This is a genomic window from Neisseria mucosa (assembly GCF_013267835.1).
Lineage (GTDB): Bacteria > Pseudomonadota > Gammaproteobacteria > Burkholderiales > Neisseriaceae > Neisseria.
The window spans coordinates 350132-375743 of record NZ_CP053939.1 but is presented as its reverse complement, the minus strand read 5'-3'; the positions used below and the strand labels follow the sequence as shown (position 1 = coordinate 375743).

General features: G+C 50.7%; 18 protein-coding genes, 1 tRNA gene and 1 pseudogene. 8 read left to right on the top strand and 12 right to left on the bottom strand.

The genetic code is table 11. The annotated features are described in order from the left end of the window. Nucleotides 1–88: 88 nt before the first annotated feature. On the bottom strand, nt 89–1177 hold the full coding sequence (pheA, locus tag FOC66_RS01685; RefSeq protein ID WP_003746022.1) for a prephenate dehydratase: 1089 nt from the start codon (nt 1175–1177) through the stop codon (nt 89–91). Between the two features lie 171 nt (nt 1178–1348). On the opposite strand from pheA, the gene tsaE reads away from it, so the two are divergent. Both tsaE and FOC66_RS01675 read left to right on the top strand, forming a co-directional pair. Then, complete coding sequence (gene tsaE, locus FOC66_RS01680; protein ID WP_003746020.1) at nt 1349–1819, top strand: tRNA (adenosine(37)-N6)-threonylcarbamoyltransferase complex ATPase subunit type 1 TsaE; 471 nt, start codon at nt 1349–1351, stop codon at nt 1817–1819. Further along, a complete protein-coding gene (locus FOC66_RS01675; protein ID WP_003746018.1) occupies nt 1807–3054 on the top strand; it encodes an N-acetylmuramoyl-L-alanine amidase in 1248 nt (415 codons plus the stop codon). The genes tsaE and FOC66_RS01675 overlap by 13 nt, the downstream gene beginning before the upstream one ends. Before the next feature lie 65 nt (nt 3055–3119). Here FOC66_RS01675 and FOC66_RS01670 read toward each other — a convergent pair whose 3' ends face one another. Continuing rightward, on the bottom strand, nt 3120–3731 hold the full coding sequence (locus tag FOC66_RS01670; protein WP_003746016.1) for a DUF4230 domain-containing protein: 612 nt from the start codon (nt 3729–3731) through the stop codon (nt 3120–3122). A gap of 188 nt (nt 3732–3919) precedes the next feature. On the opposite strand from FOC66_RS01670, the gene ribBA reads away from it, so the two are divergent. Further along, a complete protein-coding gene (ribBA, locus tag FOC66_RS01665; RefSeq protein WP_003746015.1) occupies nt 3920–5260 on the top strand; it encodes a bifunctional 3,4-dihydroxy-2-butanone-4-phosphate synthase/GTP cyclohydrolase II in 1341 nt (446 codons plus the stop codon). A gap of 153 nt (nt 5261–5413) precedes the next feature. Here the strand turns inward: ribBA and FOC66_RS01660 are convergent, their stop codons facing one another. The 4 genes from FOC66_RS01660 to FOC66_RS01645 all read right to left on the bottom strand — a co-directional run bounded on the left by FOC66_RS01660 (nt 5414) and on the right by FOC66_RS01645 (nt 15325). Beyond that, nucleotides 5414–7894: a glycogen/starch/alpha-glucan phosphorylase gene (locus FOC66_RS01660; protein WP_003746014.1), complete on the bottom strand. Its 2481-nt coding sequence runs from the start codon at nt 7892–7894 to the stop codon at nt 5414–5416. Between the two features lie 313 nt (nt 7895–8207). Beyond that, nucleotides 8208–10193 (bottom strand): glycogen debranching protein GlgX, encoded by a 1986-nt coding sequence (glgX, locus tag FOC66_RS01655; protein ID WP_003746012.1) that lies wholly within the window; start codon nt 10191–10193, stop codon nt 8208–8210. A 145-nt stretch (nt 10194–10338) separates the two neighbouring features. Beyond that, nucleotides 10339–14625, bottom strand: coding sequence for a 1,4-alpha-glucan branching protein GlgB (gene glgB, locus FOC66_RS01650; protein WP_003746010.1), 4287 nt, complete (start codon nt 14623–14625; stop codon nt 10339–10341). 217 nt (nt 14626–14842) lie between these two features. Next, entirely contained in the window at nt 14843–15325 is a 483-nt protein-coding gene (locus FOC66_RS01645; protein WP_003683125.1) for an FKBP-type peptidyl-prolyl cis-trans isomerase, read from the bottom strand. Between the two features lie 508 nt (nt 15326–15833). On the opposite strand from FOC66_RS01645, the gene FOC66_RS01640 reads away from it, so the two are divergent. Both FOC66_RS01640 and FOC66_RS01635 read left to right on the top strand, forming a co-directional pair. Next, complete coding sequence (locus tag FOC66_RS01640; protein WP_003746007.1) at nt 15834–16100, top strand: hypothetical protein; 267 nt, start codon at nt 15834–15836, stop codon at nt 16098–16100. Nucleotides 16101–16195: 95 nt separating this feature from the next. Further along, on the top strand, nt 16196–17569 hold the full coding sequence (locus FOC66_RS01635) for an FAD-binding oxidoreductase (protein ID WP_003746006.1): 1374 nt from the start codon (nt 16196–16198) through the stop codon (nt 17567–17569). 54 nt (nt 17570–17623) lie between these two features. Here the strand turns inward: FOC66_RS01635 and FOC66_RS01630 are convergent, their stop codons facing one another. Together FOC66_RS01630 and FOC66_RS01625 are read right to left on the bottom strand one after the other, a co-directional pair. Continuing rightward, nucleotides 17624–18454, bottom strand: a complete 831-nt coding sequence (locus FOC66_RS01630; RefSeq protein WP_003746004.1) for a symmetrical bis(5'-nucleosyl)-tetraphosphatase — start codon at nt 18452–18454, stop codon at nt 17624–17626. Nucleotides 18455–18523: 69 nt separating this feature from the next. After that, nucleotides 18524–18913: a RidA family protein gene (locus tag FOC66_RS01625; protein WP_003746001.1), complete on the bottom strand. Its 390-nt coding sequence runs from the start codon at nt 18911–18913 to the stop codon at nt 18524–18526. Nucleotides 18914–19083: 170 nt separating this feature from the next. Between FOC66_RS01625 and yaaA the strand changes: the two genes are divergently transcribed. Next, nucleotides 19084–19863 (top strand): peroxide stress protein YaaA, encoded by a 780-nt coding sequence (yaaA, locus tag FOC66_RS01620; RefSeq protein ID WP_003745997.1) that lies wholly within the window; start codon nt 19084–19086, stop codon nt 19861–19863. A 79-nt stretch (nt 19864–19942) separates the two neighbouring features. After that, nucleotides 19943–20033, top strand: a tRNA-Ser gene (locus FOC66_RS01615). Nucleotides 20034–20280: 247 nt separating this feature from the next. Here the strand turns inward: FOC66_RS01615 and FOC66_RS10670 are convergent. Continuing rightward, nucleotides 20281–20492: pseudogene (locus FOC66_RS10670) on the bottom strand (IS30 family transposase); the annotation flags it as partial. A gap of 195 nt (nt 20493–20687) precedes the next feature. Between FOC66_RS10670 and FOC66_RS01610 the strand changes: the two are divergent. Next, nucleotides 20688–21965 (top strand): O-acetylhomoserine aminocarboxypropyltransferase/cysteine synthase family protein, encoded by a 1278-nt coding sequence (locus FOC66_RS01610; protein ID WP_003745993.1) that lies wholly within the window; start codon nt 20688–20690, stop codon nt 21963–21965. An 84-nt stretch (nt 21966–22049) separates the two neighbouring features. Here FOC66_RS01610 and FOC66_RS01605 read toward each other — a convergent pair whose 3' ends face one another. From FOC66_RS01605 to oppB, 3 genes are all read right to left on the bottom strand, one after another. Next, complete coding sequence (locus FOC66_RS01605) at nt 22050–23654, bottom strand: ABC transporter ATP-binding protein (protein WP_003745991.1); 1605 nt, start codon at nt 23652–23654, stop codon at nt 22050–22052. A 24-nt stretch (nt 23655–23678) separates the two neighbouring features. Continuing rightward, a complete protein-coding gene (gene oppC, locus FOC66_RS01600) occupies nt 23679–24587 on the bottom strand; it encodes an oligopeptide ABC transporter permease OppC (RefSeq protein ID WP_003683112.1) in 909 nt (302 codons plus the stop codon). A 72-nt stretch (nt 24588–24659) separates the two neighbouring features. Continuing rightward, on the bottom strand, nt 24660–25580 hold the full coding sequence (gene oppB / locus FOC66_RS01595) for an oligopeptide ABC transporter permease OppB (RefSeq protein ID WP_036490316.1): 921 nt from the start codon (nt 25578–25580) through the stop codon (nt 24660–24662). Nucleotides 25581–25612: the final 32 nt, after the last annotated feature.

Below are 25612 nucleotides of genomic sequence, written 5' to 3'. Positions count from 1 at the left end.
CCAATGATGTTGCATAAATGGCAACTATTGAAAACATAATTTAGGCCGTCTGAAAACTTTTCAGACGGCCTTTGATGCCCAATAATCCTTACAAAACAACGGTCGGATAAGAGCCGACAACTTTCACGAAGGAAGCGCGTTCGCCCAAAAGCTGCAAGGCTTTTTGGACATTTTCATCGCTTTGGTGGCCTTCGATATCGATGAAGAACAGGTATTCCCACAAAACCGATTTGCTTGGGCGGCTTTCAAATTTGGTCATGGAAATGCCCAACTCGGTGAAAGGTTGCAACAAAGCAGTAACGGCACCGGCACGGTTGGGCGCGGAGACGACCAAAGAAGTTTTGTCGTTGCCGCTGCGGCCTGTGTCCTGATGACCCATCACCAAGAAGCGCGTGGTATTGTTCGGCTCGTCTTCGATACACTCGGCGGCAAAGCTCAACTGATAAATTTCCGCCGCGATACGTCCGGCAATGGCGGCCACATTCGGGCTGTCAGATTCGGCAACCAACCGCGCCGCTTCGGCATTGCTGGCTACGGCGATACGCTCGGCATTGGGCAGATTGCGGCCGAGCCAGTCGTTGCATTGCGCCAAGGCTTGGGCATGGGCAAAAACTTTGGTAATGCCGCCGATTTCATGGCTGTCTTTACGCAGCAGGTTGTGATGAATGCGGACAACCACTTCGCCGCAGGCTTTCAACGCGGTTACGGCCAGCAAGTCCAAAGTACGGCCCACCGAGCCTTCGGTCGAGTTTTCCACCGGCGCCACTAAATAATCGGCTTGGCGCGTTTCGACCTGTTTGAAGCAGTTGTCGATGGTAGTACACGCCATGGTGTGTGCGGCGTGGCCGAAATGTTTGATGGCGGCTTGCTGGGTAAATGTCCCCTTCGGACCCAAATAGGCAATCGTCAGCGGACGCTCCACCGCCAAACATTCGCTCATAATCTCGCGAAACAGTCGAGTAACTGATTCATCAGGCAAAGGGCCGCGGTTCAAATCCTGAATCCGGCGTAAAACGGCCACTTCCCGTTCAGGACGGTACACCGCGCCTGTCCCTTTCAATTCGCCGATAGCATGCGCATGACCGGCGCGCTCGTTGAGCAAACGGAGGATTTCCGCATCGATGCTGTCGATGGCATTGCGGTGCGGCAATAATTGTTCGTCTATGGATAAAGGCATAAGCTGTCTCGCAATTTTGTGAGGGATATTTTCATTTTAACATTAAAGGCCGTCTGAATTCCGTTTTCAGACGGCCTCAACACTATCTTTATCTAACTTTATCGTCTATCAGGTTTGCAAACGCCTCCAATTCCATCATAATTAAGCCTTTTAAACGACAAGGCCTATTCCATGCACTCAAACGGACTGTACACCCGTTTTCTGCCCGATGAAGAAGCAACCCTGAAACTGGGTGAAGAATGGAGCAAGCAGCTTTCCGCTCCGCTGACCATCTATCTTGAAGGCGGGCTGGGTGCAGGCAAAACCACGCTGACACGCGGGATTTTGCGCGGACTGGGGTATACTGGTGCAGTCAAAAGCCCGACTTACACCATTGTCGAATCTTATCCGCTGGATACATTCACCCTCCACCATTTCGACCTCTACCGCTTTACTATGCCCGAGGAATGGGAAGATGCCGGTTTGGACGAATTGTTTGCGCCCGACAGCATCTGCCTCATCGAATGGCCGCAGCAAGGCGGGGAATTCACACCTCCGGCAGACATTACCATTACATTGACGTACACCGATAAGGGCAGAACCTGCACCTTTTCCGCCCACACAAACCAAGGCCGAAAAAGTTTAGAATCATGGTCAAATTAACTAGAAGACACATTCTCCGTCAAGGCACAGGACTATTTCTCACCCTCACGCCCGTTGGTGCCGCATTGGCCAAACCGGCCTCTCCTGCGCAATTCCTTGCCGTCCGCATTTGGCCGGCGAACGCCTACACACGCGTTACCCTTGAGAGCAACCACTCGATGAAATACCAACATTTTATGTTGGACAACCCCAACCGGTTGGTTGTGGATATTCAAGGAGCGGAAATCAACAGCGTCCTGCAAGGCATTTCCAGCAAAGTGCTGTCTGACGACCCTTTCATCCGCAGCATCCGCGCCGGTCAAAATACGCCCAGCACCGTGCGTATCGTCATCGACCTCAAACAAAGCACCCATCCGCAAGTCTTTGCGCTCGCCCCCGTCGGCAACTTCAGAAACCGCTTGGTTATCGACCTCTATCCGCACGGCGCAGATGCCAACGACCCGATGATGGCCCTGCTCAACGGCAGCGTCCCCAAACAACGTCCCAATACCAACACCGCATACGACACCCCTGCCCCTAAAAGCAATCGCGGCAGCGGCGGCAACCGCCGTCCCGTGATCATGCTCGACCCCGGCCACGGCGGCGAAGACCCCGGTGCCATCGGACCGAGCGGCCTCAAAGAGAAAAACGTCGTACTCTCCATCGCACGCGAAACCAAAAAACGCCTCGAAGCCTTGGGTTACAACGTATTCATGACGCGCAACGAAGACATCTTCATTCCCTTGGGCATCCGCGTCGCCAAAGGCCGCGCGCGCAATGCCGACGTATTTGTTTCCATTCACGCCGATGCCTTTACCAGCCCGTCCGCACGCGGTACCGGCGTGTACATGCTCAATACCAAAGGCGCGACCAGCTCGGCGGCAAAATTCCTGGCCCAAACTCAAAACAACGCCGACGCCATCGGCGGCATTCAGACCAGTGGCAACCGCAATGTTGACAACACGATTTTGGACATGACCCAAACCGCAACCCTGCGCGACAGCCGCAAACTCGGCCATTTGGTGCTGACCGAATTGGGTAAACTCAACCAACTGCACAAAGGCCGCGTTGACGAAGCCAACTTTGCCGTCCTTCGCGCTCCGGACGTTCCGTCCATTTTGGTGGAAACCGCCTTCCTCTCCAACCCTACCGAAGAGCGGCTGCTCGGCAGCGAATCATTCCGCCAACAATGCGCCCAAGCCATTGCATCAGGCATTCAAAAATACATCAATACCGCCGTTTTACGCCGCGGATAATGGCTTGATGAAACAAAGGCCGTCTGAAAAATTTTCAGACGGCCTTATCTTTGCAAGCAATCTATTTAACCGCACTTCCCTACCGCAGCCGGATAGACGGACACCTTCGTCTGCGTCAATGCAAACAGGTTTTCCAACTGCATTTGCGCCTGACGGTTGGCATGTTCCAAAATCTCAGCCTTACACGCGCTTTGCAACACCTGCCGTCTCGCCTCTTCCTGCACTGTCTTAAATACCGACTTATCCATAGGCAGCAAATTAAACGAGCCGGTCTGAATATCGTACACTTCGATATTTTCCAAATCCACGCTCAAAATTTCCACCGCCGGCAGGCTGATTAAGACTTTGTCATCCACAATATTGACATTGTCCGCGCCTAATTTGTCCAAGTCCAAACCGGCCAACACCTTACCGCGCACAATAAAAATACCGCTTTGCGAATCCTGCCACAGCCTGCGCCAATCCCCTTTTTTCTCCGTACGGATAATCGTATCGATATAAAACGCCGTACTTTCCAAGCGGTTCATCTGCTTAATCTGCATCAAAACCCCTTCACGGGACAAAACCTGATGTTCTTCGTTCTGACCATGCAGGGCATAAAACCAGCCGCCCGCAGCCGTCAGCGCACACAACACCAGCACGGTCAATCCGCGCCCAAACATTTTCATTTCAAACATCCCCCGTTAAAATAATCATCAAAACATTCCCCATATTCTCCCAAAACCATCAATTTCAAGCCATATTCAGGCCGTCTGAAACAATAAATTTCATTACCAAAAAGTAATAAAAATTCCCACAAACAAAGTTTGCCTTTTGGTAAAGACAAGACTACAATCCATTACACACAATTCAACTTCATCCCATCATGAATACCACCGACCTGCGCCGCCACAACCTGCGGCAATGGATAACACAACACCACAACGGCCAGCAAACCAAGTTTGCCCAAGCCATCGCCATCAACCAAGGCGAGCTGTCCGCCCTGCTGAAAAACAAATCTTTCGGCGAGAAAAAAGCCCGAAAAATCGAGCAGGCAGCCAATATGCCTGACATGTGGCTGGATCAAGACCACCAAGACCGCCACGCCCCCACCATCAGCCAAGAAAGAAATACCATGTCCCACATCTCCACCATCCCCGAAATCCTAGCAGACATCAAAGCCGGCAAAATGGTCATCATCACCGATGCCGAAGACCGCGAAAACGAAGGCGACTTGCTGATGGCCGCCCAATTCGTTACCCCCGAAGCCATCAACTTCATGATCAAAAACGCACGCGGCCTGGTCTGCCTGCCGATGGACGGTGAAATGGTCGAAAAACTCGGCCTGCCCATGATGACCCAGAAAAACGGCGCGCAATACGGCACCAACTTTACCGTCTCCATCGAAGCCGCCCACGGCATCACCACCGGCATTTCCGCCGCCGACCGCGCCCTGACCATTCAAACCGCCGTTTCCCCATCCGCCAAACCTGAAGACATCGTCCAACCCGGCCACATCTTCCCACTGCGTGCCCAAAAAGGCGGCGTACTCGTCCGCGCAGGACACACCGAAGCCGGCGTTGACCTGGCACAAATGAACGGCCTGATTCCCGCCGCCGTCATCTGCGAAATCATCAACGACGACGGCACCATGGCGCGTATGCCCGAACTGATGAAGTTCGCCGAAGAACACAACCTCAAAATCGGTACCATTGCCGACCTCATCGAATACCGCAGCCGTACCGAAAGCCTGCTTGAAGACATGGGCAACGCGCCCGTACAAACCCCGTGGGGCGAGTTCCAACAACACGTTTACGTTGACAAACTCTCCGGCGAAACCCACCTCGCCCTTGTCAAAGGCACACCTTCCGCCGAAGAAGAAACCCTCGTCCGCGTCCACGAACCCTTCAGCGTCATGGACTTCATCCAAACCAACCCGCGCCACTCATGGTCGCTGCCCAAAGCCCTTGAGCGCATCCAACAAGCCGAAAGCGGCGTCGTCATCCTCCTGCACCGCACCGAAGACGGCGCCACCCTGCTCGACCGCACCCTGCCCAAAGGCGCCAACCAAGCCTACAAATGGGACAGCAAAAGCTACGGCATAGGCGCACAAATCCTCGCCGGTCTCAACGTCAAAAAACTGCGCGTCCTCGGCCAACCGTCATCCTTCACCGGCCTAACCGGCTTCGGCCTCGAAGTCGTCGGCTTTGAAGAAGCTGAAAAATAATCTTGCTTGATTGATACTCAAAGCAAATGAAACAAAAGGCCGTCTGAAAGGTTTCAGACGGCCTTTTAAGTTTGTTATCCAATTCAAAACAGCGAATATAAAAAAAGCCGATACACCTTTCCGATGTATCGGCTCTCGCTATCTGCTCAACGCTTAATTTTTGCCGGGCAATTCTTTTTCGCTCAATGGTTTGATGTACCAAATATCGCGGCAGTAGTCGGCGATGGAGCGGTCGGATGAGAAGAAGCCCATGTTGGCAATGTTGATCAAGGCTGATTTGCGCCATGCGGATACGTTGCGGTAGTGTTCGTCCGCTTTGTATTGCGTATCGATGTAGCTGCGGAAATCGGCCATCAGTTGATAGAAGTCGCCGTATGGTTGCAACACGTCGTTGTAGCGATTTGGCTCTTCCGGAGAGAAAGTGCCTTGGCTGATTTGGTTGACGACGCGGCGCAGGTCGCTGTCTCGCTCGATATAGCTCAACGGGTCGTAACCGTTGCGGCGGATTTCTTCAACTTGCTCGACGGTGTTACCGAAGATAAAGCAGTTGTCCGCGCCGACTTTTTCCAAAATTTCGACGTTCGCGCCGTCCAGCGTACCCATGCAAAGCGCGCCGTTGAGGGCGAATTTCATGTTGCTGGTGCCGGATGCTTCTGTACCCGCCAGTGAGATTTGTTCGTGCAAATCGGCGGCCGGGATGATGATTTGGGCGAGGCTGACGCTGTAGTTCGGGATGAATACAACTTTAATCAGGTCGCGGATACGGGTGTCGTTGTTGATGACTTTGGCAACGTCGTTAATCAGTCGGATGATTTTCTTCGCCATGTAATAGGCGGAAGCGGCTTTACCGGCAAAGATGAACACGCGCGGCTGCCAATCGAAATCCGGGTTTTCTAGGATTTTGTTGTAACGGTCGACGATATGCATCACGTTCAACGCTTGACGTTTGTACTCGTGGATACGTTTGATTTGGATGTCGAAAAGTGCATCGGTATTAACCTTGATGCCCAGCTCGGTTTCGATGTATTTGGCGAGGCGCTCTTTGGCGGCTTTTTTCACTGCGCCGAATTCTGCCTGTACGGAGGCATCGTCCACTTTGTCGTTGAGCTTGGTCAGGTTGTCCAAATGCAGACGCCAGTCTTCGTTGCCCAGATGTTTGTCCAAGAATTTGGTCAGGCCCGGGTTGGCGATGTTGATCCAGCGGCGCGGGGTTACGCCGTTGGTTACGTTGGTAAAGCGTTCCGGGAATACTTTGGCAAAGTCGGCGAAAATGGATGTGGTCATCAAATCGGAGTGGATTTTGGCCACGCCATTAACTTTGTGCGAACCGATCACGGCAAGCCATGCCATGCGGACGCGACGGCCGTGGGTTTCGTCAATGATGGATACGCGGCGGACAAAGTCGTCGTCGAAGTTGCCGATGGCGCGTAAGGCATTGAGGAAGTAGGCGTTGATTTCAAAGATGATGTCCAAATGGCGCGGCAGCAGACGGCCCATCAGGTCAACCTGCCAGGTTTCCAAGGCTTCGCTCATCAATGTGTGGTTGGTGTAAGAGAAAATCTTACAGCACATATTCCATGCTTCAGTCCATTCGATGCCCTCTTCGTCAATCAGGATGCGCATCAATTCTGGAATGGCGAGTACCGGATGGGTGTCGTTCAAGTGGATGGCGACTTCGTCCGCCAGCGTGCGGATGCTTGGGAAACGGCATTTGTGGCGTGCAACAATATCTTGAACGGAAGCAGAAACCAAGAAGTATTCTTGCTTCAGGCGCAATTCGCGGCCGGAATCGGTAGAGTCGTTAGGATAGAGGACGCGCGAGATGTTTTCGTCGCTGTTTTGTGCGCGAACGGCAGAGGCATAGTCGCCTCGGTTGAAGTCGGCAAGGTCGAACAGGTTGCCTGCGTGTGCAGCCCACAAGCGTAATGGGTTGGCACATTCGCCGCCATAGCCCGGAATAATTTCATCGTATGCCCAAGCGGAAATTTCTTCGCTCGGCTGCCATTCTTTTTTGTTGCCCAAGTTCAATACTTGGCCGCCGAAACGGACGGAATATTGTTTGTTCGGACGGGCAAACTGCCATGCCAAATCTTGGTCGAGCCACAAATCGGGTTTTTCGACTTGTTGGCCGTCCACGATTTCTTGTTTGAACATACCGTATTGGTAACGGATACCGTAGCCCATGGCAGGAATGCGCAGGGTTGCCAATGAGTCGAGGAAGCAGGCGGCCAGACGGCCCAAACCGCCGTTACCCAAACCCGGATCTTCTTCTTGTTCGCAGACATCGGCAAATTCTTTGCCCAGTTGCTTGAAGGCTTCTTCAAACTCGGCATAAACGCCTTCGTTAATCAGCGCATTGACAAACGCACGGCCGAGCAGGAATTCCATAGACAGGTAATAAACCATGCGTTTGCTGTTGTCGATGTGGGCGCGGCGTGTTTTGAGGAAATCCTCGGCAATCAGGTCGCGTGCGGCCAACATGGCGGCATTGAGCCATTGGTGTGAAGTTGCTTCTTTAGGATCGACGCCCAAGATGAAAATCAACTTGTAAACAATGGACTTGCGGATGGTTTCTGCATCCGGTTTGGGCATAACGTAATCGTAGCCGGAGATGGGGAGTTTTTGCTTAGCCATGGAAGCCTTTCTTTCATTTGAGGCACTTGGACAACGCGCCTGATGGTTTATAGAAACAACGTCATTCAGTTTTCAGACGGCCTGAAGAAGTATAAATGCCGTCTGAAAAATTTATAGGTAGGTTTGTTTCAGGTTTGATACGGATTATAACTGAAAGATTCAACTCCGTATTATTTTTTCTTTATAAAACATTTAATTACAAATTAAACCACTCATCATCTCATCGGCATTTCCATTTATGCCATGCAAGCTTCGGCCCAACGGATACAGACGAAATATCAAAGAGTTAACACAATAACGGCTTGGTTTTCATTTAATTCGTTTTATGTAAAACCCAAATCCCCATGTGTTCGACAACACATTTTCCAGCCTCTTCGTAATTAAATTTCTCAGATGGTACGCAAGAAATTTCCCAATTGCCTTGAGGCAGGTTAAATAACTGACGACTACGTTTGGCATTGACCAACAGCAGCCATTCATCGTCCAAAACAACCTGAATCGCCTTACTGCCCCTGTTATGCCAACAATATTCGGTCATCGGGCTGCCGTCCGCATTGAGCCATTGCACACGCTCTTTTTCCCACCAGCAATCATCTGTCAGCAGCTTGATTCGGCTGCGTACGCGTATCAGCGCTTGAGTGTAATTTTGCAACTCATGAGGCTCATTTTGCCAATCCAACCATGTAATCGGATTATCTTGGCAGTAGCTGTTGTTGTTGCCTTGCTGACTGTTGCCGAACTCATCGCCTGCCAAAAGCATGGGCGTACCGTTGGATAAAAACAAGGAGGCAAGCAGCGCTTTGGAGGTGTATTCGCGGTTGAGCAACACCTCTTCATCATCGGTTTCGCCTTCTACGCCGTGGTTGTAGCTGATGTTTTCATTATGCCCGTCGCGGTTGTTTTCGCCGTTGGCTTCGTTGTGTTTTTCGTTGTAGCTGACCAAATCACGCAGAGTGAAGCCGTCGTGTGCAGTGATGAAGTTGATGCTGGCGGACGGGTGGCGGCCGCTATGGTTGAAAATATCGGACGACCCGGCCAAGCGTTCGGCAAATGCGCCCAAATTGCCGCTTTCCCATGACCAAAACGCGCGCATGTCATCACGGAAACGGCCGTTCCATTCGGCAAAAGGTTGCGGGAAATTACCCAAGTGATAGCCGCCCTCGCCGATGTCCCATGCTTCGACAATCAGCTTCAAACCGGCCAAAACCGGGTCTTGATACAGGACTTGGAAAAAACGGCCGTACGATTGGAAATCAGGCTCGCGTCCCAATACGGTTCCCAAATCGAAACGAAAGCCGTCGATATGAAACTCTTCCGCCCAATAGCGCAGGCTGTCTGCCGCCCAACGGGTAACGTCGCGTCGGACAATATTGAGCGTATTGCCGCAACCCGACCAGTTTTCATAATTGCCGTAAGGGGTGTGCCAATACCATAAGGTGTTGTCGATACCGCGCTGACACAGCATCGGGCCTTTGTCGTCCTGCTCGGCCGTGTGGTTGTACACGACATCCAAAATCACTTCCAAACCTGCCTGATGCAGGGCTTTGACCGCTTGTTTAAATTCCGCCGCCGCACGTTCGGGATTGTCGGCATAAGACGGTTCGACGGCAAAATGGGAATAAGTGTTGTAGCCCCAATAATTGCTCAAACCCATCTGCTGAAGATGGTATTCATCCAGATGATAATGAATCGGCAGCAGCTCGACCGTCGTTACCCCCAATTCTTGCAAATAGGCTAAAACCCGTTTATCGCACAAAGCTTTATAAGTGCCTGCGTACTTCAAATCGGGGAATTGCTTGGTCAACCCTTTGACATGGGCTTCATAAATAACGGTTTTGCCCCACGGTATTTCCGGACGGCAATCTTTGGCCCAATTGAATCGGCTGCGTCCGACCACGACGCTTTTGGGCGCAACGGCGGCATTGTCGCGTTCATCTTCCGGCCTGAACCATGCCATTTCTTCGGCGTTACGGTAGTTTGGTTTGCCGTCAATTTTTTTGGAATACGGGTCAATCAGCAATTTATTGGGGTTGAAACATGAGCCGTATTCTGCGTTTTCACGCCCATACACGCGGAAACCGTATCGCTGCCCTGCCTTAACGTCCGGCACAAATCCGTAAAATACCGAACCGCGCCGCGAAGGCATCTCCAAACGGGTTTCTTTATCTTTATCAAACAGACACAATTCGACCTTTTCGGCATTGATGGAAAACAAAGTAAAATTCGCGCCCTTGCTTGTCAGGGTCGCGCCCATGGGATAAGGCTTGCCTTCCTCGATATGCCATGATTTGGCAGACATAGAATGATTCCTTGGTATGTATTTGGTTTCGTGTCCAATATAAGGCCGTCTGAAAATCTTTCAGACGGCCTTGAGTCATATTTATACCACTATCTTTTAATTTTCAGCTGATTGGGCAGGCATGATGCCCACCCTCAAAGTTGATTTACGCTTCGTCTTTGACTGCCGCCTGATACAGGTAAACGGTTGCCAACGGTGGTACGGTAACAGACAGGGAATTTGGTTTGCCATGCGACCAAACTTCTTCTGTCTCCACCGTTGCGCCGGCAGAAACGCCGCTGCCTTTGTAATGCAGGTCGTCCGAATTGAGGATTTCGCGGTATTCGCCGGCAGAATTCACGCCGAAGCGGTAGCCTTCGCGCACCACAGGCGTGAAGTTGCTAATAACGATAACGCGGTTGCCTTCGCGGTCGCGTCGCTCGAAGACGAATACGGAATTATTACCATCGTCGGCGACCAGCCACTCAAAGCCTTCCGGCCATTGGTCCAATTGGTAAAGCGGCGCGGTGTCTTTATAGACATGGTTCAATTCGCGTACGAAGTCTTGCACGCCTTTGTGCCAGCCGCCCTCTTGCTCCAGCAGGAACCAATCCAGCCCTTCGTTGTAGTTCCACTCGCGGCCTTGCGCAAACTCGCTGCCCATGAACAAAAGTTTTTTGCCGGGGAAACCGTACATAAAGCCGTAGTAGGCGCGCAGGTTGGCAAATTGCTGCCAGCAGTCGCCGGGCATACGTCCGAGCAGCGAGCGTTTGCCGTGCACGACTTCATCGTGTGAAAGCGGCAGAACAAAGTTTTCGCTGTACTGGTACATCATGCCGAAGGTCATTTTGTTGTGGTGATATTTGCGGTTGATGGGATCTTCCATCATGTAACGCAAAGTATCATTCATCCAGCCCATATTCCATTTGAAGCTGAAGTTCAAACCTTCTTGACGGGTTACATTGGCAAATGAAGTAGACTCTTCGGCGATTTCAGTCGCAGCCGGAACTTCCTCTTTCAACATGGTGTTGGTATCGCGCAGGAAAGCGATGGCTTCAAGGTTTTCATGGCCGCCATATTGGTTCGGAATCCACTCGCCGTCTTTGCGCGAGTAGTTGCGGTAAATCATGGAAGCAACCGCGTCAACGCGGATACCGTCGAAGCCGAAACGTTCTATCCAATACAGGGCGTTGCCTTGCAGGAAGTTTTTCACTTCGTTTCTGCCGAAGTTGTAAATCAAGGTGTTCCAGTCTTGATGGTAGCCTTCGCGCGGGTCGGCGTGTTCGTACAGCGCGGTGCCGTCAAACTTGGCCAGGCCGTGGTCGTCGGTCGGGAAGTGGCCGACCACCCAGTCGAGGATAACGCTGATGCCCTCGTCGTGCGCGGCTTTAATCAATGCGCGCAATTCTTCCGGCGAACCGAAACGACTGGTCGGCGCATACAATCCGGTTGCCTGATAGCCCCATGAGCCGTCAAACGGATATTCGGAAACAGGCAGGAACTCGATATGGGTAAAGCCCATGTCTTTGACGTATGCCACCAGCTCTTTGGCCAGCTGTTCGTAAGTCAGCCAGTAATTGTTTTCCGGATTGCGCTTCCACGAACCCAAATGTACTTCATAAATGCTGATCGGCGCATCAATGGCATTGGCACGGGCGCGGAAGGCCGGTTCTTCCACTTCGTCAGGCAAACCGCGCACGATAGATGCCGTGGTCGGGCGCAGTTCCGCACCGAAAGCATACGGGTCGGCTTTTTCACGTACATTACCGTTGGCATCGCGGATTTCAAATTTGTAGAGGGCGTTGAGTTTGACGGCAGGAATGAAGATGTCCCAAATGCCGTTGTCGCGGTGGAAACGCATCACATGGCGGCGGCCGTCCCAGTTGTTGAACTCGCCGATAACGGAAACGCGTTGCGCATTGGGCGCCCAGACGGCAAAGCGTACGCCCTTCACGCCGTCCAACTCGGCAAAATGCGCGCCTAAAGTCTCATAAGGACGCAGGTGTTTGCCTTCGGCCAACAGCCAGGAATCCATGTCTTGCAACGCAGAGCTGAAATGATAAGGGTCTTCTTCAATCACTGGCTCGGTGTCTTCGGTGTAACGGATACGCAAAGCGTAATCGGGCGCATCATCGGGCAAGACGGCCACAAAGAAACCGCGTTCATCAATTTTTTCAGACGGCACGATGAGTTCGCCGCTGCGGCGGTTCACAATATCCACGCTTACTGCGCCGGGAATCAAAACGCGTACTACTTCATCACCCTCTGGAAGGCGGTGTCGTCCCAGATAAGCGAACACATCGCTATGGGTGGCAAGAAACAGGCTTTCGACCGTATCGCGCTCGATTTGGTCAAGTTCATGATAAGTCTTGATTTGGCTGTTTGTTTTCATGCGTACCTCGTCAATAATGGCAAGTTGGCCGCCCATGAGGCGGTGTTGTAGGAAATCTTCCAAAGAAACCGGCATTTTTTGCGCCCAGTTCGGATAGCCTTCGGTTACACCCGGGACATTCAGATTATCAATGACGCCCAGCAGGTTTTCCAGTTGTACGGCGTAAAGCTTGCTGCGGCTCAATGCGCCGTATTTGTGCAAAGCCGCCAACAAGGTTTCATCGGCTTTTGCCGGCATTTGTACGTCTGCACCCAGACAGCCGGTTTCTTTCAATTTATCCAGCAAATCGGCTTTATCGTGTTCGCGCTCATCCAAGGCCGTCTGAAAAGCGGCTGCATCAGGCAGAGTACCGAGTTTGAACATCGTATCCAAATCTTTGCCTGTCCAATAGCCTGCCAAGGGCGCAACATCGTGGGTGCTGATGACCGTAATCGCCTGCTCGGGGTATTCTTCCGGCAATTGGAAACCGTTCCAGCCCTTGCTGAAATACATTACTTTGTACGAGAACACCTGATAGCGGTTGAGCAGATGGCGGGCTTCGTCAGGTACCGTTCCCAAATCTTCGCCGATGATGACGCAACGGTTGCGCCGGCTTTCCAACGCCAAAATAGCAAACATCACTTCGGCATCGTAATGCACATACGCGCCGAAATCCGCCGTTTTACCGTTTAATACCCACCACAAACGACACAATGCCATTACATGGTCGATCCGCAATACGCCATACAGACGCATGTTTTCGCGCAACAGATGGGCAAATTTTTCATAGCCCGTATGCTTCAACATCAACGGATTAAGTGGCGGCAAATCCCAATTCTGCCCTGTCGGCCCCAAAGGATCGGGCGGCGCGCCGACTGACAAGTCCATACAATAATCTTGGCGGTTTAACCAAGTATCCGCGCTGCCGCGCGCCACGCCGACTGCCAAATCGCCGTAAATACCGAGTTTGACACCGTATTCGGCAGCGGCTTGGTTGACTTCGCGCAACTGCTCCGCGCAAAGCCATTGCAGCCACATATAAAAACGGATTTCACGTTCATGGCTGCGCGCGAATTTTTCTACCGCTTCGCCATCGGGTTGATGAAATTCAGACGGCCATGACTGCCAACCCACTTGTCCGGGACGGCTGTAATACTGGTCCAAAGCCTCAAACAAACCGAAGCCCTGCAAAGCCTTGCCTTTTTCTAATACAAAAGCTTCAAATACAGCGCGTTCATTTTCCGCGGCTTCGCAGGTATCTTGTTCAAACGCGTTAAACGCCATGTGCAGCGCATCACGCTTGCATGCCCAAACCGCTGTATAAGTCACCGTTTCCGTGATACGCAAAGCAGCGATGCGCTGACGGATTTTCGGTTGTGCCAGCCAGTTTTTTAGTTGCTCGTTATAAGTGAACGCACCGACCTTCTCAACATCCAAATAAATCGGATTGAGCCATTCGCGCGAAGAAGGGCTATACGGGCTGGCAAAGGCGGGCTTGCTGGTAAACAAAGCGTGCAAAGGGTTGATACCGACAAAATCCAGCTTTTTCTCCGCCGCATATTTCATCAGGTTCAGCAAATCAGTAAAGTCGCCTATGCCCCAGTTGCGCTCAGAACGCAGGCTGTACAAATGCATGGTCAAACCATTCATCCGTCCGCCATTGGCAAGCAGTTTAGGCTGATAAACCGATTCAGGCGCAACAATCAGGCGCACAAGGCAACTTTTGCCGCCGGTCTCGGCCGACAAGGTGTAATAACCGCAAGCCAGTTGGGGCAGCTTAATCCAAAGCGTATCGTTGTCGCCCGGATACAAAGTCAAGGTCTGACATTTATTTGCTTCATCAATCAATACGACCGCTTCAGCGCCATGAAATTCAGACGGCATCTGTAAAGATTCTTCGCCGTTTTCATGCGCAACCATCGTATTCAAATAAAGGCCGTCTGAATCCGGTTTGCTTTTATCCAAAATAGCGACAATCGATTCCAAAACTTCCGTTTTGGTCACATGATAAGTGCCGTTGATGTCGTGGTAACCTAAATCAATACCGGCCTGCACCGCCTGCTGCTCCAATGTTTCACTCATTGTATTCTGCCTGTTTTACCAATATCTGAATCTTAATACAGATTCTGCCGCACCGTGATATGTAATTCATTGTAGTCTCAAACAAACCCCATATTTCCCCGCTTGATTTGACCTGAGCCAAAATTTCCTATTTATCTGTCTTGTAAAAACTTAAAGGCCGTCTGAAAAGGAGGATTTCATTCCTTTTCAGACGGCCTTTATCATGCGTTAAGCCTGATTAGTGATGGTGATGACCGTGCGGACCGTGTACGTGACCGTGGGCAATTTCTTCCTCGGTCGCATCGCGCACACCCTCAACAGTCGCCTTGAACAATACTTTCATACCGGCCAAAGGATGGTTGCCGTCCACCACGGCTTTGCCGTCGGCAACATCGGTTACACGATAAATTAATACATCGCCGGTTTCCGGATCATCGGCTTCAAACATCATGCCGACTTCTACTTCAACAGGGAACACGCTGACATCTTCAATGCGCACCAACTCAGGATCTTGTTCGCCGAAAGCATCATCGGGCGACAAAGCCACTTCGACGGTATCGCCTACATTTTTGCCGTGCAACGCCTCTTCCACCAAAGGGAAAATACCGTCATAACCGCCATGCAGGTAAGCAATCGGCTCTTCGGTTTTGTCCAACAGCTGGTTGTTGGCATCGTACATTTCATAATGCAGGGAAACTACGGAATTTTTAACAATAGACATCATGCCGTCCTTAATCAATATTTAAAAGTTACGTTACAGTTATTCTATCACAGCCGCAACCAAACAATCGGCTTGCTTTAATAAATACCCCGTGCAAATGCGACAAAAAGATAAAAGCCTATATAAAAAAGCAAAATCAAATGATTTCAATACGCAGAAGTTGCTTTTTCACAACACAAAGTGATTAAATTACAAAAAACTTCCCCAAAGCAAAAACATTCCAAACCCTTAAAACCAATAACAAATAAAAATACACAAACCATTGAATACAATATATTTTTAAAATCTTCATTAATAATGAATATTTTTAGATGATTTTTCGCGCGCCAATATGATTTACATTATTTTCACTATTTTCGTATTGATTTTAGCCGGCAAACGGTTACGCAACGTTGCATTGACCTATCCCGTGGGGCATAATATTGAAAAATTCAGCAATGAATTTCTACTGTATAGGCCGTCTGACGGCTATTTTTAGTTTAAATCGATTTAAAAAAGGTTCTTAAAAATGAAAAAATCTCTGTTCGCTGCTGCTTTGTTGTCTTTAGCTTTGGCCGCTTGTGGCGGTGCTGATAAAGCTGCTGAAACTGCCGCTTCTGCTGCTTCTGAAGCCGCTGCTTCTGCTACTGAAGCTGCTGCTTCTACTGCTGATGCCGCTGCTTCTGCCGCTACCGAAGCTGCTGCTTCTGCTACTGAAGCCGCTGCTTCTGCTACTGAAGCTGCTGCGTCTGCTACTGATGCCGCTGCTTCTGCCGCTTCTGAAGCTGCTAAATAATATTCTTTTGAATATAAAAAAAGCAGGATACCATTGCGTATCCTGCTTTTTTACATTCCTTCATCTTCCCTTCCCAATATTTCCGTCTGACCGCCATGCACCTTCACGACCGTTTTGCAGCGTTTCTTTCTGCCACTGAAATCATCGAAGCCACTCCGGCCTTGTTAAACGACCAACGCCGCCGTTTTACTTCTTCTCCGGATATTGTCTTACAGCCGAACTCTGTCGAAAGTGTGCAGAAAATCATGCGTTTCTGTTTTGAAAACCGCATCCGCGTCACCCCGCAAGGCGGCAATACCGGATTATGCGGCGCGACGGTAACCAACGAAGGCGTACTGCTCAACCTCTCCAAGCTCAACCGCATCCGTGATATCAATCTTGCCGACAACAGCATGACGGTTGAGGCCGGCGTGATTTTGCAAAATGCTCAAAAGGCGGCAGCCGAAGCCGGACGACTGTTTCCGCTCAGCCTTGCCAGCGAAGGCTCTTGCCAAATCGGCGGCAATATCGCCTGCAATGCAGGCGGTTTGAATGTCTTGCGTTACGGCAGCATGCGTGATTTGGTATTGGGTTTGGAAGTCGTTTTACCCAACGGCGAACTGATTTCCCACCTTCAGCCCCTACACAAAAACACGACCGGCTACGACTTGCGCCATCTTTTTATCGGCAGCGAAGGAACATTAGGCATCATTACCGCCGCCACACTCAAACTCTTTGCCCAGCCCAAAACCAAAGCGACTGCATGGGTAGGCCTAGATGATATTGAATCTGCCGTCTCGCTTTTGACCGCTGTTCAAGGCCATTTTGCCGAACGCTTGACCAGTTTCGAGCTAATTAGCCGCTTTGCCCTCGATTTATCTTCGGAATTCAGCCAACTCAAAAAGCCTGCCGATGCAGAATGGCATATTTTGATTGAACTTGCCGACTCTGTTCCCGACGCAGGTTTGGATGAAAAGCTTGCCGAATTTCTCTATCAAAACGGATGGGAAAACAGCATCTTGGCGCAATCCGAGCAAGAACGCGCTGATTTGTGGACCCTGCGTGAAAATATTTCCGCTTCCCAACGCAAACTCGGCACCAGCATCAAACACGACATCGCCGTCCCTATCGCCCAAGTAGCCGCTTTTGTCCGCCAATGCGCGCCTGCCTTGGAAACCCACTTTCCCGGCATACAAATTGTCTGCTTCGGACATTTAGGCGACGGCAGCCTGCATTACAATACATTCCTGCCCAACGTATTGAGCAACGAAGCCTACCAATACGAAGACGCCGTCAATACCATTGTTTATGAAAACATCCTTGCCTGCCACGGCACGATTGCCGCCGAACACGGCGTAGGCATCATCAAAAAACATTGGCTGCCCCGAGTGCGCACACAGGCCGAACTTGCTCTGATGCATGCCATCAAAAATCAGCTTGACCCTTACGGCATCATGAATCCGGGAAAACTCCTGCCTTCTTTGGATTAACCAATACAAAAAGGCCGTCTGAAACATTTCAGACGGCCTTTCATCTTATCCAAACTATTTCAATGCCGTTTTCCAGTCCAATCCGCCCAACGACGGTACCTGTATCACTTCGTTGGTATCCAAATTGACCGCTGTCAGCTCTCCGCCCCACAACGCGCCGGTATCCAAAGCAATTACTTGGTCTGTGTTAACGTAGCCCAATGACGACCAATGCCCGAACACGGTAATATAATCCAAATTCTGTCTATCAGGCGCTTTAAACCAAGGGCGCAGGTAAAGCGGCATTTTCTTCAAAGTGGATTTATATTCGTAATCCAATTCGCCTTTGTACGTCAGCGCACGCATACGGGTAAAGACATTGACAATCATGCGTAGGCGCTCGTAGCCTGTCAAATCATCCGTCCACGCAGTCGGCTTGTTGCCGTACATTTTGCCAAAAAATTTCCTGTATTTTTTACCTTGCAATTCAGCCTCGGCTTCACGGGCAAGGCTTTCGGCCTTATCAACCGACCATTGCGGCAAAATACCGGCATGCACCATCACATGCCTGTTGCCGCGCACCAAAAGCGGTTGATGACGCAGCCAGTCCAATAGGGATTGACTCTCGGGATGGGTCAAAATCGGCTCAACCGTATCGCTGCGCTTGAGCGTTCCTTCACCGCAACCGACGGCCAAAAGATGCAAATCATGATTACCCAAAACCATTTGCACACTGCTGTCGTGCTCTTTGGCAAATTTCAGGGTTTCCAATGACTTCGGACCGCGATTGACAATATCGCCGACCAGCCAAAGGGTGTCCGTACCATGATTAAAGCCGATTTTGGCAAGCAGCAAAGTCAGCTCGTCAAAGCAGCCTTGAATGTCTCCGATTGCGTAATGTGCCATTATTATTGTTTTCCGTTGTTATTATTTTCAGACGGCCTCAAGCCCAGCCCAGGCCGTCTGAAACATCAATTATGCGTTTAAAACCAATACTGCTTCCGCTTCAACCTGAACGCCTTTAGGCAGGCTGGCCACGCCAACTGCCGCGCGCGCAGGGAAAGGTTGCTCGATAAATTCAGCCATCACTTCATTAAACACGGCAAAGTTGGCCAAATCGGTCAAATAAGCATTGAGTTTGACGATATCGTTCAAAGAACCGCCGGCCGCTTCAGCTACGGCTTGCAGGTTTTTAAATACTTGCACGGCTTCGGCGCGGAAGTCGCCATTACCGACCACAGTCATCGTAGCCGGATCCAAAGGAATCTGACCGCTCATATAAACCGTATCGCCTGCGCGGACTGCTTGGCTGTATGCGCCAATTGCGGCAGGGGCTTTGTCGGTATGGATAATGGTTTTAGACATGATATTCTCCTCAAGTAGAAATGTCAGAAACAGGTGGAAGCTTCGAATTTTACTTTCAACAGAAATACGTTTCAATAAAAGCATTCAATTAATGCGTTTAGCCCGTCTTGTTCTTCCTCGATTTTAAACCTACAATCCCACACATTATTCATTTCAAAGCCGAAATTATTATGTTTTTTGTCTTATCCCCAGCCAAAAACCTCAACGAAAAAGACCCCTCCCCCGTCAGCAGCTTTACCCAGCCCGACCTTCTGCCCGAAGCAGAAATCCTGATGCAGGAATTGCGCAAACTTGCCCCTCAACAAATCGCCGAGCTGATGCACGTTTCCGACAAAATCGCCCTGCTCAACGCTGAACGCAATGCCGTATGGCACACGCCGTTTACACCTGAAAACGCCAAGCAGGCCGTATTTATGTTCAACGGCGACGTCTATGAAGGCATTGCCGCCGATACGCTCAAGCCGGAGCAAATCAACTACCTGCAACAACACGTCCGTTTGCTCTCCGGCCTATACGGCGTACTGCGCCCGCTCGACTTGATGCAGCCCTACCGCTTGGAAATGGGCACGGCCTTTGCCAACTCGCGCGGTAAAAACCTCTACGAATTTTGGGGCGATAAAATTACCGACCTGCTCAACCAAACGCTGAAGCAGGCCGGCAGCGACGTTTTAATCAACCTCGCCTCACAAGAATATTTCAAATCCATCAACACCAAAAAACTCAACGCACGCCTGATTACGCCGATTTTTAAAGACGAGAAAAACGGCAAATACAAAATCATCAGCTTCTACGCCAAACGTGCGCGCGGTTTGATGGTACGCTACGCGGCAGAACACGGCATTACCGAGCCTGAAATGCTCAAAAATTTCGACTACGAGGGCTATTCATTCAATGAAGCAGCTTCAAACGAAGCCGAATGGGTATTCATGCGTGAAGAACAATCCAAATAAAAACAAAATACTAGATATTTTCCCTAAAATACCACTTGGCAAAGGCCGTAAGTTCCATTAATATTACGGCTTCAAGAACGGAAGCGTGGCAGAGCGGTTTAATGCAACGGTCTTGAAAACCGTCGAGGGTTGATAGCCCTCCGTGAGTTCGAATCTCACCGCTTCCGCCATTCTTGATATTTTTTTATCTAATGAAAAATGAAATGAGAGACTTGATGATTCAAGTCTTTTTTTATTTTCAAATCCAAAGAATCCCGTAAAGGCCGTCTGAAACTTTCTATGACGCAGTTTCAGACGGCCTAATCCCTTTAAAAAATCCCCCAAATCCCTAAAGTCCTACCCAGACATTTAGAAATTTGGGGGATTTTTGCAAAGGTCTTCGCTTTTCTGATCTTTGTCATCAAGGGTATTAGCCTACCCATCACCAATACGGAATTTTTGCTCGACCATGGAGGGACGTTTTCCATGCCGACGCGATCGTGCATTTTGCCTTAGGTCTGTATGCCGCCGTATCGTTTGCAGTAGGGTTTGCTGCATATTCCGAGCTGTTGCCACAAAGTACCGCCGTTGCTTTTATCTTGGAGAAGGTCGCGGTAAACGGTATTGTGATGGGGTGTCATTCGATGATGGTGTGGTGGCAGGACAGGTCTTGAATGTGGTATCGTTCTTCTTGGGTCAGTTGCGTGTCGCTCAGGGTAATCTTTCTTGTAGGAAAGGCTGTATGCTGCTGCATACCGAACTTTTCCGTTATGGAAAGTTTGCCCTTCAAATCCGAATCTGCTGGCCTCTATTTATCATTATTTAATCGCTACAAGGATATTTAAATGAAACGGGAAACCATTGCCCTGCATGCAGGCTATCAATCCGAACCGACTACCAAATCCGCTGCCGTCCCCATTTACCAAACCACTTCATACACTTTCGACAACACGCAACACGGCGCAGACTTGTTCAACCTTGATGTAGCGGGCAATATCTACACCCGTATCATGAATCCGACCACTGCCGTTTTGGAAGAACGCGTTGCCCGTTTGGAAGGCGGTATCGCCGCATTGGCTGTCGCCAGCGGTATGGCTGCAATTACCTATGCCGTTCAAACCTTGGTTGAAGCAGGCGACAACATCATCGCAACCAAAACGCTCTACGGCGGCACTTACAATTTCTTTGCCCACAGCCTGCCGCGCCAAGGCATTGAAGTACGCTTTATCGATCCGGCCAAACCCGAAGAAATCGCCGCCAATACCGACAGCCGTACCAAACTGGTGTATTGCGAATCTATCGGCAATCCCGCCATCAATGTCGTTGATATTCCAGTATTCGCCCAAGCCGCGCACGCTCAAGGGCTGCCACTGATGGTGGACAACACAGTCGCTACGCCCACATTGTTCCGCCCCATCGAGCATGGCGCCGACATCGTTATCCAATCCCTGACCAAATACATCGGCGGTCACGGTACAACGATTGGCGGTGCCATTATCGACGGCGGCAAATTCCAATGGGCAGGCAATCCGCGTTTTGAAAAAACCTTCAATCAGCCTGATCCGTCTTACCACGGCGTAAACTACTGCGAACATTTTGGTGCGGCCGCCTATATCGCCCGTGCCCGTGTCGTCCCATTGCGTAACACCGGTGCCGCCCTGTCTCCGCACAGCGCATTTTTACTGCTTCAAGGTTTGGAAACCCTCGCCCTGCGTATGGAACGTCATTGCGAAAACGCCCTAAAAGTAGCCGAATTCTTAAAGAAACATCCGCAGGTCGAATGGGTGAACTATCCTGCCCTGCCCGACAGTCCGTATAAAGCCTTGATTGACCGAGACTACGGCGGAAAAGCCTCAGGTTTGCTGAGTTTCGGTATTAAAGGCGGTCGTGAAGCTGGCGCGAAGTTCATCGACGCACTGCAACTCTTCCTGCGCTTGGTGAATATCGGCGATGCCAAATCGCTGGCTACCCATCCCGCTACAACGACTCACCGTCAGCTTGACGATGCAGAACTCGCCGCAGCAGGCGTCAGCCCCGACATGGTACGCCTGAGCGTGGGTATCGAGCATATCGACGATTTGCTTGCCGACTTGGCACAGGCATTGGATGCCGCACAGGCATAGGCAATAGTAGCGCTAATTAAATGAAAAAAGCCCCCGCTTAAAAAGGCCGTCTGAAAATCTCTTTTCAGACGGCCTTTGGTTTTTCTACAAATCAAACGCGGCGTTAATCAAACGTTTGGTGTAGTCGTTTTGCGGATGGTGGAAAATCTGATCCGCGCTGCCGTACTCGACCATTTCGCCCTGCTTCATCACAATCACATTGTCGCTGACGGCGCGCACGACAGACAGGTCATGACTGATGAACATATAAGTCAGGCCGTATTTCTTCTGCAAATCGCGCAAAAGTTCGACCACTTTGGATTGTACGGAACGGTCAAGTGCAGAGGTCGGCTCATCCAAAAGGATGAATTTCGGGCGCAGGATAACGGCGCGTGCAATGGCAATACGCTGACGCTGGCCGCCGGAAAATTCGTGCGGATAACGGTTGAGCGCGTCAAGCGGCAGGGACACTTCCTTCATGACTTCTAAAACGCGCTGGATACGTTCTTTTTTGTTCATTTCAGGATGATGAACCGTCAAACCTTCGCCGATAATTTCGCCAACGGTCAGACGTGGGGAAAGCGAACCGAACGGATCTTGGAACACAATTTGCCGTTGCGATTTCAGACGGCGTGCTTCTTCGGCGGTATAGTTTTTCAGGTCTTTGCCTTCAAAGGAAATATTGCCGGTATAAGGCAGCATCTGCATGACGGCTTTGCCCAGCGTGGATTTGCCGGAACCGGACTCGCCGACGACGCCCAATGTTTCGCCTTCTTTAATTTTGAGGCTGATGCCTTTGACGGCGTCAAAAGTTTTGAGCGGTTTGCCGAAAAAGTTTTGCTTCAATACGAAAGAAACATGGACATTATCGGCATCGATTAACACACCGGCGTTGTTTTCTTCCGGCTCTTTCATGCCTTTGGGAATGGCATTGATGAGTTCGGCGGTATATTCGTGTTTCGGATGGGCAAATACTTCTTTGATTTTGCCGCGTTCGACAATTTCGCCGTTGCGCATGACGCAGACGGTTTTGGAATAGTGTTCCGCCAAACCCAAATCGTGGGTAATGAAGATAATCGCCATGCCCATTTGCTGTTGCAAATCATGGAGCAAATCGAGAATCTCGGCTTGAATGGTCACATCCAAAGCGGTGGTCGGCTCGTCGGCAATCAGCAGGTCGGGTTCATTGATGAGCGCCATGGCAATCATGATGCGTTGCAGCTGACCGCCGGAAAACTCGTGCGGATATTGCTTCATGCGGCGTTCGGCTTCTTTGATGCCAACTCGTTGCAACAATGCCAATGCTTTTTGTCCTGCCTCTTTTTTGCCGAGCTTTTTATTGTGCACACGCGCCGCTTCAATCAGTTGCGTACCGATGCGCATAAACGGATTGAGGGAAGTCATCGGCTCTTGGAAAATCACGCTGATGCGGTTGCCGCGCAAATCGCGCAGGGTTTTCTCATCGGCGTCCAAAATGGAAATGCCGTCAAACGTAATGCGCGAATCTTTGCCATAACGGGCAAATTTTTCAGGCAGCAGACGCATGATGGACATGGACGTTACCGACTTGCCCGAACCGGATTCGCCGACCAAAGCCAATGTTTCGCCCTCTGCCACTTTAAAGCTGACATTACGCACGGCGTGCACGGTTTTCTCATGCAGTTCGAAATTGATGTCCAAATTTTCTACAACCAGTAACTGTTTTGTCATTTTGATTATCCTTTTGGTTGCGGTTTAGCGGTCTTTCGGGTCGAGCGCATCGCGCAGGCCGTCGCCGATAAAGTTGAAACAGAACAAAGTGGTTACCAGGAAGAAACTCGGCACGAGCAGCTGCCATGGTGCGGCTTCCATCGAAATCGCGCCTTCTTGCAGCATCGAACCCCAACTGGTCATCGGCTCTTGCACGCCCAAACCCAAGAAGCTCAAGAAGGATTCAAACATAATCATGCCCGGTACCAACAATGAGGCATACACCATCACCACACCCAAAACATTCGGAATAATGTGGCGCGTTACGATTTTACGTTTTGCCACGCCGCTCACACGCGCTGCTTCGACAAACTCTTTATGCTTCAAGCTCAAGGTTTGGCCGCGCACGATACGCGCCACGTCCAGCCAAGACACCAAACCCACGGCGGCAAAAATCAAAAGCAGGTTGCGGCCGAAGAATGTGGTCAGCAGAATCACGAAAAACATAAACGGAAACGCGTTCAAAATTTCCAAAAAACGCATCATCAGCGAATCGAGCTTACCGCCGATAAAGCCGGCAATCGCGCCGTAAAGCGTACCGATGACAACGGCCACCAATGCGCCGGCCACACCGACCAGCAAGGAAATACGTCCACCGGTTGCCGCGCGCGACAGCAAATCGCGGCCGAGCAAGTCCGTACCCAGATAGTGATGGGTAGAAAAGGACGGCGGAATCTGCATATTGTCCCAGTCGGTGAAGTCGTAGGTGTAGCGGACAATCCATGGCGCCACAATCACAAAAATGCTGATCAGCAACAGGATGATAATGCTGTACACCGCCGCTTTGTTCTGTTTAAAACGCCGCCATGCATCGCTCCACAGGCTTTTGCCGTGTACTTGGGCGTATTCTGCTGCCTCTGCAAGGGCCTGAGTCTGCTTCTTTTTGAATAACATAATGTTCTCTCTCGCTTTTTCTTCTTTCTTCAGGCCGTCTGAACGTTTCAGACGGCCTTTGCGCAAATGGGATTAATAACGGATTTTCGGGTCAATAATGGCATACAGGATATCAAGGATGGCGTTAAACAAAATGGTCATGATGCCCACCAAAATCGTCAAACCCAAAATCATGCCGTAGTCGCGGTTGAGCGCGCCGTTGACAAACAATTGTCCGACGCCGGGAATACCGAACACGTTTTCAATCACAATGGAGCCGGTGATGATGCCGACGAATGCCGGGCCTAAGAAAGAAACAATCGGCAGCATGGCGGGACGCAGCGCATGGCGCAGGATGATGCGGCTCATGGGCAGGCCTTTGGCGCGTGCCGTGCGGATAAAGGGACTGTTCAATACTTCAATCATCGCGCCGCGCGTAATCCGCGCGATACTGGATACATAACCGATGGACAAGGTAACGACGGGCAGAATCAAGTTCATCAGTGCGCCATCGTTCCAGCCGCCGGCAGGCAGCCATTGCAGTCTGACAGCAAACACCAGCACCAATACCGGCGCCATCACAAAGCTGGGAACGACGATACCGGTCATCGCACCGCTCATCAGCGCATAATCCAGCCAACTGTTTTGTTTCAAGGCGGCGATGATGCCGATAAACATGCCGAAGATAGCGGCAATCAAAAAGGCGTAGAAGCCGAGTTCCGCCGATACCGGCAGGGATTGGGCAAGCAACTCATTAACGCTGAAATCTTTATATTTGAACGACGGCCCCAAATCCCCCTGCGCCAATTGTTTGAGGTAGTGGAAATATTGGAGGTACATCGGATCATTGAGGTGGTATTTGGCTTCGATGTTGGCCATGACCGCAGGCGGCAGGTTGCGCTCGCCTGTGAACGGGCTGCCCGGTGCGAGCCGCATCAGGAAAAACGATACGGTAATCAACACCAGCATGGTCGGGATGGAAGCACATATCCGTTTGATGATGAATTTCAACATAATCAGGCTGTCCTGTCTGAACATACCGGACT